The 18,851-nt window shown below is 42.5% G+C and carries 13 protein-coding genes; 6 read left to right on the top strand and 7 right to left on the bottom strand.

Annotation, left to right across the window (positions count from 1 at the left end; all coding sequences use genetic code 11):
- Positions 1-133 precede the first annotated feature (133 nt).
- Entirely contained in the window at positions 134-472 is a 339-nt protein-coding gene (locus tag AC4II3_RS21725; protein WP_488013128.1) for an element excision factor XisI family protein, read from the bottom strand.
- 111 nt (positions 473-583) lie between these two features.
- Positions 584-3,568 carry an excinuclease ABC subunit UvrA gene (uvrA, locus tag AC4II3_RS21720; protein ID WP_488013130.1) on the bottom strand — a complete coding sequence of 995 codons (2,985 nt, stop codon included), beginning with the start codon at positions 3,566-3,568 and terminating at the stop codon, positions 584-586.
- A gap of 511 nt (positions 3,569-4,079) precedes the next feature.
- On the opposite strand from uvrA, the gene AC4II3_RS21715 reads away from it, so the two are divergent.
- From AC4II3_RS21715 to AC4II3_RS21690, 6 genes are all read left to right on the top strand, one after another.
- The gene (locus AC4II3_RS21715) at positions 4,080-5,111 is read left to right on the top strand and encodes a potassium channel family protein (protein WP_488013132.1); all 1,032 of its coding nucleotides are present in this window, start codon (positions 4,080-4,082) and stop codon (positions 5,109-5,111) included.
- A 409-nt stretch (positions 5,112-5,520) separates the two neighbouring features.
- Positions 5,521-6,333: a spondin domain-containing protein gene (locus AC4II3_RS21710; protein ID WP_488013134.1), complete on the top strand. Its 813-nt coding sequence runs from the start codon at positions 5,521-5,523 to the stop codon at positions 6,331-6,333.
- Between the two features lie 191 nt (positions 6,334-6,524).
- Positions 6,525-6,728, top strand: coding sequence for a hypothetical protein (locus AC4II3_RS21705; RefSeq protein WP_488013136.1), 204 nt, complete (start codon positions 6,525-6,527; stop codon positions 6,726-6,728).
- Between the two features lie 28 nt (positions 6,729-6,756).
- Positions 6,757-8,508: an ABC1 kinase family protein gene (locus tag AC4II3_RS21700; protein ID WP_488013138.1), complete on the top strand. Its 1,752-nt coding sequence runs from the start codon at positions 6,757-6,759 to the stop codon at positions 8,506-8,508.
- 607 nt (positions 8,509-9,115) lie between these two features.
- Positions 9,116-11,137, top strand: coding sequence for a hydroxymethylglutaryl-CoA lyase-like TIM-barrel protein (locus AC4II3_RS21695; protein ID WP_488013140.1), 2,022 nt, complete (start codon positions 9,116-9,118; stop codon positions 11,135-11,137).
- 47 nt (positions 11,138-11,184) lie between these two features.
- Positions 11,185-12,609, top strand: a complete 1,425-nt coding sequence (locus AC4II3_RS21690; RefSeq protein ID WP_488013142.1) for a hypothetical protein — start codon at positions 11,185-11,187, stop codon at positions 12,607-12,609.
- On the opposite strand, the gene AC4II3_RS21685 is transcribed toward AC4II3_RS21690, so the two are convergent.
- From AC4II3_RS21685 to AC4II3_RS21665, 5 genes are all read right to left on the bottom strand, one after another.
- Positions 12,606-13,964, bottom strand: coding sequence for an oligosaccharide flippase family protein (locus tag AC4II3_RS21685; RefSeq protein ID WP_488029489.1), 1,359 nt, complete (start codon positions 13,962-13,964; stop codon positions 12,606-12,608). The genes AC4II3_RS21690 and AC4II3_RS21685 overlap by 4 nt on opposite strands.
- Before the next feature lie 271 nt (positions 13,965-14,235).
- Positions 14,236-15,399: a sensor histidine kinase gene (locus AC4II3_RS21680; protein ID WP_488016208.1), complete on the bottom strand. Its 1,164-nt coding sequence runs from the start codon at positions 15,397-15,399 to the stop codon at positions 14,236-14,238.
- Between the two features lie 107 nt (positions 15,400-15,506).
- Positions 15,507-15,953: a response regulator gene (locus AC4II3_RS21675; protein ID WP_488016206.1), complete on the bottom strand. Its 447-nt coding sequence runs from the start codon at positions 15,951-15,953 to the stop codon at positions 15,507-15,509.
- Positions 15,907-18,198: an ATP-binding protein gene (locus AC4II3_RS21670; RefSeq protein ID WP_488016204.1), complete on the bottom strand. Its 2,292-nt coding sequence runs from the start codon at positions 18,196-18,198 to the stop codon at positions 15,907-15,909. Before AC4II3_RS21670 ends, AC4II3_RS21675 begins: the two co-directional genes overlap by 47 nt.
- A 452-nt stretch (positions 18,199-18,650) precedes the next feature.
- On the bottom strand, positions 18,651-18,851 hold a 201-nt coding region (locus AC4II3_RS21665; RefSeq protein WP_488029490.1), incomplete at its 5' end, for a hypothetical protein.

Here is an 18,851-nt window from a genome sequence, read left to right as displayed (position 1 = left end):
AATTTAGAATTTAGAATTTAGAATTTAGAATTTAGAATTTAGAATTTAGAATTTAACTTCATCCTACATTTTTTATTCTTCATTCTACATTCTTCATTCTTAATTTTTTTATTCTACATTCTGCATTCCACCCTTAGCCTACTGCAAAACCTGTATATTGTCTTACTTTAGGATGGCGGAAACCAAGTACAATATCGTTTGCGGGAATACCTGCTTCCAGTAAATCGGTAGCAATCCCCTCTTCCGTATCATCGTATTGAATCCAGATTTTGTCACCAATTAAATCTAGGTGAATTGGTGTAGCGTGTAGGTAATGGTCATCATTCCAACCGATGTCTAATACTAAATAGTGTCCTCGCTGATCATCGAAAAGCACTTTAGAGTCATAGCTGTCAGGTAGGGAAGCACGATACTCAGCGTGTTCCATTAATACTTTTTTGATGATCTCTTGGTAGTTTAATCGGGTATCCATTGAATGAGTGTTTCACTGTCGAGCTGAGCTTATTTCTTTGAAATTAAGCGATCGCATCAAAAAAGCCATTGCTCAAACATCCCCTATAACTGACCCACTGAACACTAAGCACTAAGCACTCAGCAGTCCTTCTTGTCGGGGGTACTCCTGTAAAACCTCCTTCAAATACTGCCCCGTATAGGACTTAGGATTTTCTGCTACCTCCTCCGGTGTTCCAGAGGCAATTACTTCTCCCCCTTTATCGCCACCTTCTGGTCCTAAGTCTATTACCCAATCAGCACAGCGAATCACATCTAAATTGTGTTCAATCACCAAAACAGAATTTCCTTTATCTACCAACCGCTGCAATACATTTAACAAGTGATGAACATCATAAAATGACAATCCTGTTGTCGGTTCATCGATTAAATACAATGTCTTTCCCGTTGCCCGACGTGACAATTCTGTTGCCAACTTCACCCGCTGTGCTTCTCCACCAGATAATGTTGGTGCTGGTTGCCCTAAGTGGATATATCCTAACCCCACATCTACTAAGGTTTGTAACCGAGATGCTGCTCTTGGAATATTCTTAAATACCTCCAAGGCTTCTTCCACTGGCATATTTAAAATATCAGCAATGGAATATCCTTTATACTTCACTTGCAACGTTTCTCTATTATATCTCGCTCCCTTACAAATGTCACATTGTACATAGACATCGGGCAAAAAATTCATCTCAATGATATTCACACCCTGTCCCGAACAAGCTTCGCAACGTCCTCCTTTTACATTAAACGAAAATTGCCCTGGCTTGTAACCTCTGGCTTTAGCTTCAATAGTTTTAGAAAATACCTCTCGAATTGCATCAAACACTCCTGTATAGGTAGCAGGATTAGACCGGGGAGTGCGACCAATAGGAGATTGATCGATTACGATTGCTTTATTAATAGCGTTGAGTCCCTCAACTTTATCCAATTGTTTGGGAAAGGGGACTTTACGAGTCAGATGATGTTGTAATGCCGGGTAAAGTAATTCGTTGACTAAGGTAGATTTTCCAGATCCAGACACACCTGTAATGGTGACTAACTCACCTAGTGGTATCTCTACCTCAATGTGTTTGAGATTGTTACGATGAGCATTTTTAATCACCAAGGAACGACCATTCCCCTCTCGACGTTTACTAGGGGTTTCAATTACTTGCCGTTTTGATAAATATGCTCCCGTCAGGGATTTATCACTTTTAATTACAGTTTCTAAATCCCCTTGAGCAACAATTTCTCCCCCATGAATTCCAGCTTTCGGACCAATATCGACAAGATAATCGGCAGTGCGAATGGTTTCTTCATCATGTTCTACAACAATCAAGGTATTCCCCAAATCCCGCAATTTGATCAGGGTAGTCAGTAACCGTCCATTATCTCTTTGGTGCAATCCAATACTTGGTTCATCTAATACATACAGAACTCCAGTCAAGCCTGCTCCAATCTGAGTCGCTAGGCGAATTCGTTGAGCTTCTCCACCGGAAAGGGTCATGGCTGGACGGTCAAGGGTAAGATAATCTAATCCTACATCAAGCAGAAATTGTAATCGGGCTTTAATTTCTTTGAGGGCAAGGTCACCAATTTGAGCTTGGCGGGGGGAGAGTTGTAAGTTATCAATTCGTTGACGACATTGGCGAATTGAGACACTAGTTAAATCATCGATATGATATTGTCCTAACCGCACCGATAGTGCTTCTGGTTTGAGTCGTTTACCATGACACTCTGGACAAGGTTGATAAATTAAATACTGCTCTAGTTTGTGTTTTGATGCTTCCGAGTTAGTGTCTTTATACTGTTTTTCTAGGATCGGGATAATGCCAGCATAGCGCTTGTAGTACCCTTTTTCTTTGCCATAAGCAGAATCATTTTGAATGTAGATTTTTTCGTCAGTGCCGTAGAGCAGAATGTCTTGTTGTTCAGAGGTTAGCTGATTCCAAGGAGTTTTGATTTCAAAACCATAGGCTTCTCCTACACTATAGAGTAGGGAGATGTAGTAGGTGTTGTCCTTTTCTGACCACGGGGCAATAGCACTATATAAGGGTTGAGTAGGGTCAGGTACTACTAGTTCTGGAGAAAAGGTTTGTAAATTACCGATACCGTGACAAAATGAACAAGCACCATAGGGGGAGTTAAAGGAAAATAATCGGGGAGATAATTCTTCCATTACTGCCCCATGTTCTGGGCAAGCAAAGTTTTCTGAAAAGACTATTTCTTGGGGAATGTCTTGCTGAGATGAACTGCCATTTTTGGGAGGAGTACGTCTATAATTATGATCAGATTTGACTTCTGCTGACTGTGCTGATGTATTATCTAAAACTTGGATAACTGCAATTCCACTAGAACGTTTTAGGCAAGTAGCAAGGGAATCGGTAATTCGTTCTTGAATACTAGGCTTTTTGATGAGACGGTCAACCACCACTTCAATGTTGTGGGTATAATTTTTATCCAGTTCGATGGTATCGGAGAGGTCAAAGGTTTCACCATCGACTCTCACCCGCACAAATCCTTCCGTGGCTAAGCTGGATAATAGTTTCTTGTGAGTGCCTTTTTTGCCTCGGATAACGGGAGCCAGGATATGGAAGCGAGTCCGGTCAGGGAGTTCCATAATGCGATCGCACATCTGGTCGATGGTCTGGGGCGCAATATTGCGATCGCATTTGGGACAATGGGGTTCACCAGCCCGTCCAAACAGTAATCGCAGGTAATCGTATATCTCTGTAACTGTACCAACGGTGGAACGGGGGTTATGGGATGTAGATTTCTGGTCAATGGAGATAGCGGGGCTTAAGCCTTCGATGGCATCCACATCCGGTTTATCCAGTTGTCCGAGGAATTGACGAGCATAGGCACTAAGGGATTCTACATAACGGCGTTGTCCTTCCGCAAAGATAGTGTCGAATGCCAGGGAGGATTTGCCGGAACCGGAAACACCAGTAAAGACAATAATGCGATCGCGTGGCAGTTCCAGATCAATGTTTTTCAGGTTATGCTGTCTAGCCCCCCGAATCCGAATGGTGTTTTGAGCAGAGTTAGGGGTGTGGTCTTGGGTGTGGTTGAGGTTAGAGGATTTTGGCATGACCGACAGCGGATTTAAACTCCTTAACAATAGTAGCGCTATCCGTTGCTATAGTAATGTTCAATAAGCATTCAGACCTTTGCCGGACGCCCTCTAGCTTTCAGCTTGAGCGATCGCAGACTTAAATTTTATAGTTTGTGTATAGTTTTCAGTAAGCTCGGGCACACTCCAAAGCCCACTCTCGAGCTCCTGATACCCCCTGCAGATTCAATCTATAAATTATAGAGAAATGATACAGCGTTTTTCATAACTATGAGCTACACAGGTTTTTTGCCCAGATCCGCTGTTCCCAGATCCGCTGTTCCCGTCTTGATGCAAAGCGCGAGTGGGGGAAACCACGCCAGTTGCTCATGGGGGAGACCCCCGCATGAAGGCACTGGCTCCCCTGTTCCCTTGCTGCATCGCTGCTCCCTGCTCCCTAAAATCTATAACGAAAGTACCTCACCCAATTCAATACCGCTGTATTATAGTTACTTACACCGACATGATCTGACCATTACGTCTAAGTCAAATGATATTACTATGGCATCGAAAATTATGGAATTTTTTGCGCCGTGAAAACCTTGATAAAGTACTGGTTATTATTTTTATAATCATTACTATTAACACTATCACTATCTCCTGGCTTGAACCAGATATCTCAAAAGCAGATGCTTTTTGGTGGAGCATCGTCACCCTAACAACTGTTGGCTACGGTGATATCACCCCTGTCACAGTTGGTGGTCGCTTTATCGCTATTCTCGATATGTTTGTGGGTATTGGATTCTTAGCGATATTCACCGCTACCCTCGCTGGTATTTTTGTCGATCAAAAAATAAAAAATGATCTAGGTATGGGGTCTTATAATTTTAACAATCATTTGATTATTTGTGAATGGAATTCTAGAGCAAAATTTATCATCAATGAGTTGCGAAGGTTTCCGAAAACGCAAGATGATAAACTTATTTTAATTGCTAATATAGACCGGAAGCCGATCGAAGACAATAATTTGTTTTTTATTAAGGGTAATGTATGTGATGAAACCTTAAATCGAGCCAACTTGATGCAGGCTAGAACTGTTATAATTTTAGGGGATGACAGTATAGATGATACAGCTCGCGACGCAAAAGTTATACTATCTACCCTGACAGTAGAGAGTATTAATCCCAACGCTTACACAGTTGTGGAGCTGGTAGATGAAACTCATGTTAAATCCTGTCAGCGGGCTAAGGTTGACGAAATAATCGTTAGTAGTGAGTTAAGTAGCATGCTCATTTCCCAAGCTGCTCTTAACCATGGAATTACCAAAGTTGTCTCGGAAATATTAAGTACTCAAAATGGGAACAAGCTTTATAAAATTGCGATTCCTGACTCTCGGGTTGGTAGTTCCTTTATGGAAGTATTTACGTACATGAAGCAAGCCTATCAAAGTATTGTTTTAGCGGTACAAAAAGGAATTGAAGGAGACGTAATCTCCAATCCACCAACAGATTATCAACTTGAGAATGGTGACTATTTAATTGTCGTTGCTCAAGAGGAACCACGAGCGCTACATAAATCTTAAACGATAAATCTTCAACGTAAGTTTTACCTGTGACCTGTGATGTGTTAATTGACCATTGCAAAGGGTTAATTGTAAATAGTTAATTATAATTTAAATAAATTCACGAACATCTTTCCAGGATAAGTCGTCAACTACAACTAATATCACAGAGAGGCTGGAAATTATCAGTAAATTATCAGCAAATTTTCAGCCTCTGTTCAGCAACAATTAAACCAAGAAACCAATAATTCTAGTCAAGCTACTAACCTAAAATTATCCACTTGATGGGGTGCCAGCAAAATCAGTTTTGAACACTAAGTTTTAAACACTTAGCTGATTAACTCTACGGATAATGATGTAGCTACATAGATAGTTGAGCAACACACTCATTGACAAATCTACCATATTGATATCCTTGATCAGGATCACCATGAAGCATTCAATTATTAAATCACTCAAAATCGTCACCATGGTTACGGTAACCTCTACACTAGCCATGGCATCTAGCGCAACAGCAGCTACCCTCAAGGTGACAATTGAAAGCCTGGCACCGGAAAACGGCACCTTATTGACTCCAGTCTGGGTTGGTTTTCATAATGGTCTGTTTGATATTTATGACCGGGGTGAGGCAGCTTCACCAGGACTGGAGCGCATTGCTGAGGATGGCAATGCAGCAGTGCTTAGTGAAGAGTTTTTTGCTAGTGGTGCGGGTTCAGTTGATGGGGTAATTCCTGGTCCAAATGGTCCAGTTGCTTCTGGGGATATTGCCCAAGCCACATTTACTGTAGATTCTACTAGCCGTTACTTCAGCTACGCATCAATGATTCTGCCCAGTAATGATGCTTTCATTGCTAATGGCAACCCCTTGGCTATTGAGATTTTTGATGAACAAGGTAATTTCACTGGAGCTGACTTTACCGTTCTGGGTTCTCAAGTTCTGGATGCAGGTACGGAAGTTAACGACGAGCAGGAGACGACTACTGCCTTCTTCGGTCAAACTATTCCTGATACCGGTACACCAGAAAACGGAGTTGTCACCCTGCATCCAGGTTTTATCCCAGGTGGACGAATTTTATCAAGTGAGACGTTTGCTCAAGGCGACTTCACAGTGGATGGCTACCAGATAGCACGTATCAAAGTCGAGAAAGTGCCAGAATCGTCTACTACTGGAGGATTACTTGCTATCGGTGGGTTGTTATGGCTGGGTAGCCGCTGGCGTCAGAGTCTGAAGAGATTAGCGTAAATCCCTTTGGCAATTGACCATTGACAATTTTCAATTTTTTTCCCTTCTTGATGAAACCAATTATATAAGTAGTCAACATAAGTAGTCAATAGACTCAAGATAAACGCGATGAAGCGTTCGCGTAGCGTGGCCAAAGGCCTCAGCTTCCGCTAAAAGCGAACGCACTATTTGTCAGGCTTGACTTGAACCTAGTGCGTTCGCGAAGCGTCGGCTTTGCCGAATCGCTTTTTTTACACCAGTGCTTCTCCCCATTTCCCGCCTTTAACGACACCCGACAGCCGACTCCCGACTCCCGACACCCTACCCCCGACACCCGACTCCCGACACCCGACTCCCGACCCCCGACTCCCGACCCCTTGACCAACCGCAAAGTTCAAGAGATAATTTTCTTGTAATTATTTAACAAATCTTAAAATACTAACCTTGCAGTACGAGCCAAGAACCATTTCTGACTACTACCGCCAGCGTTCTCGGCTAGTCTGGGGGCGCAGAATTTCTCTGGTAGGGGCATTGATTACCTTTAGCATCAGGCTAGGGTGGGATTTCGTTACCGGTAGCCTTACCCAAAATCAGCCTCAACGAGCCTGGGAATTTCGCGAAAAGCTGACTCAACTTGGTCCAACCTTCATTAAATTGGGACAAATCCTTTCCTGTCGTCCGGATATTGTTCCTCCTATTTATTTAGAGGAACTCACTAAATTACAAGACCAATTACCTCCTTTCCCTAATCACATTGCCTATCAGTTAATTGAAGAAGAATTAGGGGATAAGTATAACGAAATTTATGGCTCCCTGAGCGACAAACCGGTAGCTGCTGCTTCCCTAGGACAAGTGTACAAAGGGACACTAAAAACGGGTGAAATCGTAGCAGTCAAGGTGCAACGCCCTGGTCTGGTGGAGTGTATTTCCCTAGATATCTATATCCTGCGGAAAATAGCAGCATGGGCCCAAGAATCAATCTCCTTTGTTCACAGCGACCTAGTAGCACTTATCGACGAACTAGCTATTTGCTTGTTTGAAGAAATGGACTATACCCAGGAAGGTCGCAATGCGGAACGATTTGCCCAACTTTACGGTGACATTAACAATATCGCCGTACCACGTATATACTGGCAATACTCGGGGCGGCGGGTGTTAACCATGGAGTGGATCACTGGGACTAAATTGACGGAACTAGAAACCATTAAAGCCCAGGGATTAGACCCGAATATCCTGATCGATGTGGGATTTCAGTGTTGCTTGCGGCAACTTTTAGAAGAAGGTTACTTCCATGCTGACCCTCACCCTGGCAATTTATTGGCTACCCCTGATGGGAAATTGGCTTATCTTGACTTTGGCATGATGAGCTCAGTAGAACCGTCTTATCGGTATCGCTTACTGGAATCGGTTGTCCATATTGTTATTGGTGATTTTGAAGGTTTAGCACAAGACTATAAGAAACTCGACTTTTTGCCACCGGAGACAGATGTGACCTCGCTGATTCCTGAACTCACTGATATTTTTGGTGGGGTGATGGAAGCTACTGTGTCAACATTCGGCTTTAATCGTATTATTCGTAAGCTATCCCCGTTACTTTATAAATATCCATTTAAATTACCCACTTACTACCTCCTGATTTTCCGCAGTGCTGCTACTTTAGAAGGGATAGCGATTAAGCTCAATCCTAATTTTCAGCCCTTCAATCAAACGTATCCCTATGTTGCCCAACGCCTGTTAACGGATTCATCCCCTGAATTAAGGACTTGTTTACAGGAGATTGTGTATCAAGATGGTGACATTCAATGGCATGTTTTGGAGGACTTATTAGGTCAGGTACGCACCAGTAGGGAGTTTGATATTAGTGCGCTCTTACACCAGGGGTTAGAATTTCTCTACTCCGAGCAAGGGAGTATATTGCGTAATGCTCTAGTTGAAGAGATGGTTACCAGTTTAGAGAATCTTTCATACAAGACTCTTGGACAGATAACTGCATCGGTGGGCTTGGCGGTTAATGTAACTGGAAAATTAGAGTCTCCTAACCTGGAGCGGATGCAAAAGATTGGGGCTATGATTATTGAATCCTCTAGGTTTGACCTAGAATCCGTACCGAAGATGCTGGAACTTTTGTTAAAGCAGGAAACTCAACGGCTAGGTCAACAAATTGCTTCCGAAATTGCTAAGCGGATGTTTCGGTAACAGAAAAGTTATAGCCCTGCGCCTAGGGAATAGGGAACAGGGAATAGGGAACAGGGAATGATGCGCGCTTGTCACATAGCGCTGCATCTCTTTGCTCTTTGTAACTTTTTATAGCAGTACGCACTAAGGTTAGGACAACCTGTTAAGAAATCACTGGATTTGTTAAGGTTTGACTAATGCCTGTTAACCCCTTGAAGGTCTCCGAGACAGCCTTGATGGCAGAAAAGCTTTTAAACTAGAAAAAAAATCGTTTTTAAAGTACATTTTTTAAACATTCAATGGATTACTGTGCTATTCTTTTCAAGAGTGCTGGATAACCATATTGGTGCTATCTGGTATTTTGTTCATAACTACAATAAATAGAATAGGAATCTAATAGAATTGGGTCTTCAGTACCTTTCATGCTAAATTTCCAGTTAAAAAACTCGGAAAGCTGACTGTACAAGCGCTCCAGGGCGGTCATGGGGGAAACCCCAATCACCGCCCTGGATCAAGACAGGAAAATTTCGCATAATAAGTCCTCCTGAGATAAATTTAATAGCTAGACATCATAGCTAGACATCATGTAATGTGTAATTAAATTTCTAAAACTTCAGTAGAAACAATAATGAAGTCCATAAAGATTAGTATTGTTGATGGGACACTCCGGGATGGGGAACAGCAAGCAGGACTTTGCTTTGATCCCGAAACTAAAGCAAATCTTGCTCATCTGATTGCAGCTACTGGGGTTCACGAAATCGATTTCATGCCAGCAATTCATCCGACAGAAGCTGACCTTGTTAAGGAACTTATTAGCGAAGGTATGGCTGGTCAAATTTTTGCTAGCACGATGATGGGAACTCAGTTTATTGATCAATCTTGGGAGACTGGCGTTCATAAAATTGTATTATTTCATGCTGTATCGGATAGGCTACTATTTCTGCGAGACAAGCAAGTGCAGAGCCAGCTGGAATATCAAAGTAAAACGATTGATGATGATATTCCGATAAGCGTGATTGAGCAAGTTCGCTGGTCTATGCTAGAAAAGACATTAAAGCACTTGGAGTATGCACGAGATCGCGGCTTAGAAGTTTATTTTGCTGCAGAGGATGCAAGCCGTGCAGATTTTGATTTTTTAACTCAGTGTATTTCGAGATTTGAACCTTATGTAGAATTCTTTTTCCTCTGTGATACAGTGGGATGTCTAACCCCAGAAAAGAGCCATGTTTGGCTTAGTAATCTTTTGGAAGTGACCAATGGTGCTGCCCTAGGGGTACACTTTCACAATGACATGGGTTTAGCACTTGAAAATACTCTCCAGGCTATCGATGCAGGTGCGATCGCGGTTTCTGGAACCTTTTCGGGAATTGGAGAACGTGCAGGGAATGCCCCTTTAGAGCAGGTTTTACATGGATTAAGAATGCGTTGGGGCTGGGAAGTTGAAGGAATTAATTATAGTGCTTTGGAAGCTGTCACAGAGGCTTTAGATCGTCTCGGAGCCCGAGCCAATCCTCCCTACTCTCCTGGAGCTCGTAGTCATGAAACGGGTATCCATGTCCATTCATTGCTGTGCGATCGCCATAGCTACACAATCTTTCCTAATGAGGAACCAGAAATCTGGTTTGGCAAGTGCAGTGGGGCAAGTAATTTCAAATATCTCTTTGAGCGTCATTTAAATCAGTCACTGCCCCAACAATACTACGAGCAACTCCGAACCTTGATCAAAGAGTTGTCAATTCAAGAACACCGTAGTTATTCGACATCGGAGGTTTTGAGTCTGATAGAACAAGATCTCTTACCGATGTTTACCCAAATTAATAACGCTGTGGCAGATAGCCAATGTCTCGAAGATCCCAATTTAATCAGATTTCGAGTTGAGCAAATTAGTCAAATGTCTAAGGCAATGCTTAATGCGCTTCTGGAGGTGTTCAATCAGTTCGGTTGCATTATCATTGCTTGCGATCGTGTCTCTAATTTTCGGCAAAACTTGCTGGATATAGGCTTACATTTTGGTCAGATTATGCCCCACCGTAGTTCTGACGGTGACGGCATCGCAACTATAACACCCACGCCTGGAGCAAACTACACTGCTTTAACACGGCAACCGTTTGACTTTCATACTGATGGGAGTTTTATGCCAGTTCCTCCCAAAGTTGTAGCCCTGCAGTGCATTGTTCCCGCCGACACCGGGGGAGAATCTCAAGTTGTCCAAGCGGAAACTCTCTACAATTTTCTACAAGAACAGGATCCCATTGGACTTCAAGGACTCTTTGAACCTGATGCTGTAGTAACGACAACCGTTGATGGTGAAGTTTACCGAGGTCCTGTTTTTGTACGCGCAGATAATCGCGTGATGTTGACTTATCGACCCAGCGATCATCAGGTTACAGTGCAAGCCAAACCAGAGGTAGTTCAAGCTTACAAGCTTATTCAAACTTACCTTGAGAATGGGACAGACAAGTTACAGTACAAACTTCAGCCGGGAGAAATTCTGATCACGGATAATACCCGAATCTTGCACACCCGCACACCATTTAAGGAAAATCAAGGTGCAAAGCGTAAGTTTCATCGTTTATGGCTTGACGGCAAACCTGATCATCACAAACTTGCACACAATCAACTAAAATTTGGTTTTAGTATTTCGGCTTAAGCATCGTTACCAGGCAGTATCGAGATAACAATTTGAGATAACTTGTTTTGAGTAATTCCTACAAGATGACCTTCTCTGATTTACATCACCGAAAAACCCGAGGCCACTTACGGATGGTTGGGACAGGAGGAGTTGCCAGGAGCCTAACGACAGCGATCGCTAGAATGCTGAGTACTCAGCATTCAAAGATCCCCAATCAACCAGGCTACCTATTTGATATCAGTTTAAATGAATCATTTTCCTGGGGAGAACAACGAATTGCAGGGGGCTACGAGCATTTATTGCACCTCGTCCAGCACCATGAATCTCAAGCTACTGCAACCGGACGAGATCTCCGTCAAATTCCCCTGCAAGTCCTCAGCAAAAACAACAGCCATCATTTCAGCAAACAACAGTGGCAAAACTTTTTGGCTCTGATTGATATACAACTGCTCCAAATTCGGAACCCAGCACTTACTTTTGCCTCACAAGTAAGTACAACCCTTGATTTGATTCTCGAGCGCTATATTCTAGAATCCAATCGTGCTCAATTAGAACTTGCCAAAAACACCGGTGATTTTTCAAAATTACAACTCAGTGCATTCAAAACTGATATTCCAGAGTCTTTTGTGGAACTGATAAAAGTCCAAAAAGCTAATCACGCTAAAGACTTTTCCAATCCAGAATTTGACTCCCATTTTTTTAGGATAAACTTTGCTATTCAGCGCTGTATCGATCACAATCAAAAGCTAGAAATTTGGCAAGAAGCTCGACAAAATTTTTCCCCAGAAGAGTTAGATCATCACGTTGCTGAACTTGGTTTTCCTTGCTGGGATGTGATGATTGAACAGAGCAGCTTATTGCCATGGTCACAACTCTACCAGCTGCCGAAACTCCTACACGAACCCTTGGAAACATACAGGACAGGATGGCAAGCAATCCCAAAAGTAATTCAAGCCTGCTCAGTGACCCAAACGCCACTAATTTTGTTTGATGCAACAGATGCACAATTGTTCCCAGACCAGTTCCTACTAGCCGTACAACGGGCTCTAGTTATTCTTGGGATCTTACCCTCACCACTGCGAGAACCAAGCAACTTTTCTGCATATGATATCACGCAGCTTAGCAGTCCAGCTTTCACAAGAGCGTTGCGTTTGAGGCAGCTTCACCAACCCTTAAAAAGTCCAATACCACTTCACCAATTACCAAAATTTATTCGCCCCAGTCTTACCCAAGCATTCCAGATTTACCTAGATGTCCTGATTAAAGGAGGAGAAGCTACTTGGTTTCCCAAAATTGAGAATTTAGATAGATTATTTCATTTTAAACTCTCCCATGGAAAAACTATTCTGGAAACCGACCCAGTTTATGCCTACAGCCGTGCAGTTATCCATCAAATTAAGCAAGGAAAAACTGACTATGTAGAACTTATTCGTCATAAATATCCCGTGTTTGAGGCTTACTATGAACTGATTGACCAGGCAATTGCCTAATCTTGGGGCTCACAGGAAGCCTCAGGTTTGGATAATAAGCTAGCAAAGATGGAGGGGTAAATGCCAATCTTTTGCACAACTAAGCGACTGAGCCAGACATTCCACAGAATCAAAGTGAACATTGTTGTGAAGGCAGCTCCAGCCAAACCAAAGAGGGGAATCATAATGGCATTGCCAACAAGATTAATCAGGGCGCAACTACCAGAAGCAACCAAGGTATCATTTTGATGTCCAGTCATCATCATCAGATTACCCACAGAGCCGCAGATGGCACTAATGAGTTGTCCAAAAACTAAGATTCGTAGAGCCCAACTTCCACTGATAAAGTCAGGACCAAATAATCCAAGAATAGGCTGTGAAAGTAAGATAAATGCAATGGAAATCCCTAAAGAAGGCCAAAAAATCCACCAAGTGATCGCAGAAACAATTTTCTGCAAATCGGGTAAATTTTTTTGCGTATATAACGTCGTGAAAGCTGGAGCAGCTAACAGATTGACGCTCTTTAGAATAAGATTGACCCATAAAACAGTTTTACAGGCAGCATCATAAACTCCTACAGCAGAACTACCAAGGATTCCCCCTACCATTAACGTATCGCTCTCGGTCAAAATTTCTCGGAACGATTGAATCAGTAAGAAAGGGAGTGCAACTTTTAACCACTGTCGAGGTTCATAAATGGCATGGCTAGACACTATTTCTTGATCAAAGCGATTCCATAACAACATCCACTGTAAGACCACAACAAAGCTCAAAGCGATAACTGCAAATTCAGTCATGGAAGTGCTGTCTAGCATATCGCCTTGTTTTCCCAAATAGAATCCTCCCGCGATCGCTAGAAGTGGCCACGCTATTTTGGAGGGAGTATAACCCAGAATAAGACTACTAGCTCCTCTCGACATATCTTCGTGGAGAAGCATCAATGCTTGAAGAGGAACTAGCCAAATACCTATATAGAGGATATTGGCATAACTAATATTTCGGTAGTAGTCTAGTGTTCTGATAATGCCCATGCTGATCAGGCATATACATAAGCTTATTCCTAGGGTAAATTGCCAACTTCCTAGTAAAATTCCTCGTAAGCGCCCCCAATCTTCCCGGACTCGGTACTCAGCCATAAAACGTAAAACCGTTCGGGGAAAACCGAATCCACTGGGAATTGCTAATAGAGCCGATAGAGCCAAGACAAAAGCGTAGATTCCATATTCTACTTTTCCCATCCAACGGGCTAGAAAAACCTGAGCTAGGTAGGTTAATAGTACTCCCAAAATTTGTAAGGTTAAAGCTGTTAGAGTCCCTTTTGCCAAGTCGTTGAGTCTGACTTGATAACTTGTCCCTGTCTGAGTTGATTGAATCATTAAGGTGAGTACAACTTAAGTTAACTAATTTTAATAACTTTTGATAGACAAGGATACCACATTTTTCACAATTGATTAGAGAGATATGTGTGATTGAAGCCAATGCCTATTATTTGGCATTTTTTCTGGCGCTTAGCCTGATTCTCAATTCTTAATTCTCAATTCTTAATTCTCAATTCTTAATTCTTAATTCTTAATTCTCAATTCTTAATTCTCAATTCTTAATTCTCAATTCTTAATTCTCAATTCTTAATTCTCAATTCCCTAAAACCTAATACGGTAAACTAACCGTAAATGTAGTACCCTCTCCCAACTGACTCTTGAGAGAAATCTCACCACCATGAGCGTCCACACATTGTTTAACAATAGCTAGTCCCAAGCCACTACCAGGAATTGTGCCAACATTGCTAGCACGATGGAAAGGCTCAAACAGTTGCGGTTGCTCTTCTGGGGGAATGCCCATTCCCTGGTCTTGAATCCGGAATATAACACGTTCTTTCTGAGCAATAAGTTCAAACTGAACGGTTCCCCCTGTGGGTGAGTACTTAATAGCGTTGGTGATCAAATTGCTAAAAATGTGTCGCAGCAATCTTTCATCCCATAGCGCTTCCTTCAATTCCCCTTGACTGGTAAAAACTAGCTGATGGTTGTTGTTGGTAATAATTTGTAACTCTTCCACTAATTGGTGACAAAACCGTTTCAAATCTAACCGAGTAGGTTGAAACAGGAGTTTGCCGGAATCAGCTTTACTAATTAATGAAACCTCATCCAACAACTCGGCCATGTTTTTGATGGCTGAGCGAATTAGCCGCAAATGAACCAGTTTTTTCTCTTGAGGTAATTGTTCCTCTTTGTCTTGGAGCAATCCAGAACAAAGGAGGATTGTATTTAAGGGATTACGAAAGTCGTGAGAGAGCATGGAGACAAATTCGGCTTTGCGCTGGTTCACTTCTTTGGCTCTAACCAACTCAGCGGTTTGTTCCTGAACCTGACTTTCTAGGGCTTGATTTTCTTGTCGTAATGCAACTGCTGCCTGCTTACGTTCAATAGCATAGCGCAAGGAACGAACCAGCATTTTTCCCTTGACTTGCCGCTTGACTAGATAATCTTGTGCTCCCTGACGAACTGCTTCAATGGCTAATTCATCATCATTGGTATTGGTTAGCACTACAATCGGTAAACTAGGCGCTTGCTTGATCAGGGGTCCGAGGGATGCTAGTCCGTGGCTGTCCGGTAGAGTCAGATCTAACAAGATCACATCGTAGGGAATTGACATTGCTCTAGCGTCAGAGATTTCCTCAAGTGCATCCCGCAACCGCTTGACATGAACTAGACTAAACTGCCTGAACTGAGCTTCGTTCAAAAACTCTTGTAACAATCTGGCTTCTGCCAGGTTGTCCTCAATTAACAAGATTTTTAGTGAGCCTTCAGGCATTACCTTTGAGTATTTCTTCCTGCAAGTTTCTATTAGTCAACCCTGATGTCTCATCCCTAGTGTCTCATGGTTTATGGCTAATCCCTAATCCCTAATCCCTCATCCTTTTATTGGGATGGCAGGGTGACGGTCGAGAGCCAAAAGTCTTCAATTCCTCTAACGATTTGGAATAACTCGCTAAGATTGCGGGATTTGGTGATATAGCAATTCACATGCAAGTCGTAACTCTGGAAAATGTCATCCTGATTTCTTGAGGTAGTTAATACGACCACAGGAATCCGTTTGAGATTAGGGTCAGCCTTAATCTCTGCGAGCACCTCTCGACCATCCTTTTTTGGCAAGTTTAAATCTAGCACGATCAGGTCTGGACGGACGGCATCAGCATACTCTCCTTCTTGGTGTAAGTAAGCCATAGCGTCCATGCCATTTCTGACCGTTACTACCTGGTGGGGTACCGAGCTATTTTTTAACGCTTCTTGGATTAAGCGAATATCGGCTTTATTGTCTTCAACCAAAAATATGATTTTGTGTCTTTCGTCCGTTTCTACGCTCACGCTCGCGTCCCCTTACTGGAATTGTAAAATAGAAGGTGGCACCGTGACCTAGTTCTGACTCTACCCAAATTTTGCCCCGGTGGCACTCCAGAATCTTTTTACAGATAGCCAAACCCATACCTGTGCCAGGATACTCATCCCTGGTGTGCAGACGTTGGAAGATCACGAAAATGCGATCGCTAAACTGCGGTTCAATGCCAATGCCATTATCCTGCACTGAAAATAGCCATGAATCCTCCAGTCGTTTTGCCCCCACATGGATTTCCGGCGGCTGTTCACTGCGGAACTTGATGGCATTACCGATTAAATTCTGGAACAGTTGCATCAACTGGGTGCTATCAGCCATAACTGTTGGGAAGGGGTCATGGGTAATCACTGCCCCAGTTTCACGGATGCGTCCCCGCAAATTAGCCAGAGCATGGTCTAAGGCCGTCTCCACTTCCGTCAGTTTAAACTCAATGCCCTGCAAATCGACTTTCGAGTAAGCCAATACATCATCAATCAGGGTTTGCATGAGGCTGACTCCCTCAACCGCAAAGGTAATAAACTCGCTGGCATCTTCGTCAAGTCGGTCATTATAGCGCATTTCTAACAGCTGCACATAATTCGCCACTTGATTCAGGGGTTCTTGTAGGTCATGGGATGCCACATAAGCAAACTTTTTCAGTTCAGCATTGGAACGTTCTAGATCCTGAGCCAATTGAGCCAATTCATCAGCTTGGCGCAGGACAATATTAATCAGTGCTTTCCTCAGTTCCAGTGCTGTTTTAATTTCTACCTGTTTCCAGGGTAAAGAGGTTAAGCGAACGGTTTCTTTCCACAGTTCAAAGGATTTACGAGGCGACAGTTGCAAAGTCCCCTCTGTGTGGGTTGTTTCAAAAGCTTTACTTGGGTCACCCCCCCAATTAACCGTTTGAATCACCTCTGGTCGGAACCACAGCACATAGTTTCTCTTGGAAATGGGGATAGCTAGCAGGCCACTACCAATATCTTTAAACCGTTGTGCATCAGGATAAAGGCGAGGCAGGGAATCAGTATAGAAAACCTCTTCATTAACATTCTGTTTCAGCCATTGCACCAAAAACTTCAGGTCTTCTTCACTAGGGGTCTCACCAATAACCGTAAAATTATCCCCAAAACAAATTGCTGCACCTTGAGCATTAGTCAAGTCCAGTAAATTAGGGTCATGCTTAACTAAGCCATCAATAAAGTTTTCTTCTTGGGACATATACTCAATCAATATCGATTGAGTATAGGACAACTTCATCTTATAGTCATAGTCTTCCGTTTCTTCTCGGGCTGAAATTTCTGAGAATATCACTCGTCCTAAAAATTCGCAAGCTTTGCGCAACTCATAGGATACATATTTAGGGGTTTGATGATGACAAGCAATAAGTCCCCAGAGTTTTTTATCTTTAATTAGTGAAATCGTCAAAGACGCCCCAACTCCCATATTGTGGAGGTATTTGATATGACAGGGGGAAGCACTTCTGAGAATCGATAATGTTAAATCAAGGGGGCGATTGGTGATCGGGTTATTGGCAGGAAAAATTTCAACAGGTTGGGAATTTGCATCTGGAATTAAGCGGATCCAATTGGAACAGAATAATCGTCTGGCTGGTTTAGGAATATCCGATTCTGGATAGTGTAAGCCTAGGTAAGATTCCAGACTGTCTAGTTTTTCTTCCGCAATAACGGCTCCATGGTCATCATCTTCAAATTTATATAGCATCACCCGGTCAAACCCAGTGACCTTTCGCACCTCTTTGACGATGATCTGACAAAAATCTCGAAGATTTGAAGTTTGTTGGAGCTGGTTAATGGAGGCTCTTGCTAGATGATAAAAGCTTAAAAATGGGATAGTCTCCCGAGAAACTGCTGGTTCTAATTCCAGAATCAGACAGCCATCTGAGTTACGATGAAACACACCATCAAATACTGCGTAATCATCCCCTTTTTTCCTCGCCCAAATTTTAGTAGGATTGATCAGGTCTAGATTTTCCTCAGATAACCCAGCTTTAATCCTTTCCACTTGGAATGGGTCAAGTAAATCTTCTAGAGTTTTTTCTAGCATGGCTTCGGGAGGGATTCCAAAAACCCTAGATGTATTGTTGCTAACTTGTAAGATTTTAAGCTCAGGCTCTTCCAGTACCAACAGTCCCCCATGAGGCTGAATTTGACCAATCACATGAATCGGTTCGTGATCCAAGTTGGTTTGTTGTGCTGGTAAATTTATTCCTACCATAATTCTCCGACCTTAACCCAGGATTATCAACATTTATACGATCTCTGTAAGGAAGTCTCCTCAATTACCAATATCATTCCAAATACTATTTCTAATACTATTTAGTTTTTTCCTTGTGAATCTTTAAGCGAACTTACCTATGACTACCTAGTATTTCCTAGTATATCCCAGTAAGTCAAGGATTAGGTCTAGAGTAATTTTTAAAAAAATATTAAATTTTTTAGTATTGCCTTGAGATATTCTGCTTTTTATGGGATTTCTCTTGCCATCAAGGGGAATGTTAGGCTTGCTTCTAAAAAAATATTAATAATAATACGTAAAAACTCAATACTTAATAATTTAACTTAACAAAAAACGTTAACTTATAATGGGTGCATCTCAACTTTGGCAAAAATACGACCATTGAAGGCTAATATCATGTCAAGATAATTACCCTGTCTTGATGCAGTCGCTCATGGGGGAAACCACGGCAGTTGCTCATGGGGGGAACCCCCTTTGGCGGCACTGCCTCCCCAAGACCGCGCTGCATCGCTTAATAAAAATCTCCCATCTCCCCATCTCCCCACATTCCCCTCCTGGGAGGGGTTAGGGGTGGGTTCCCATCTCCCCACATTCCCCTCCTGGGAGGGGTTAGGGGTGGGTTCCCATCTCCC

Source organism: Moorena sp., from assembly GCF_982860115.1.
The sequence above is the reverse complement of the archived record's forward strand: the minus strand, read 5'-3'. Positions and strand labels throughout refer to the sequence as shown.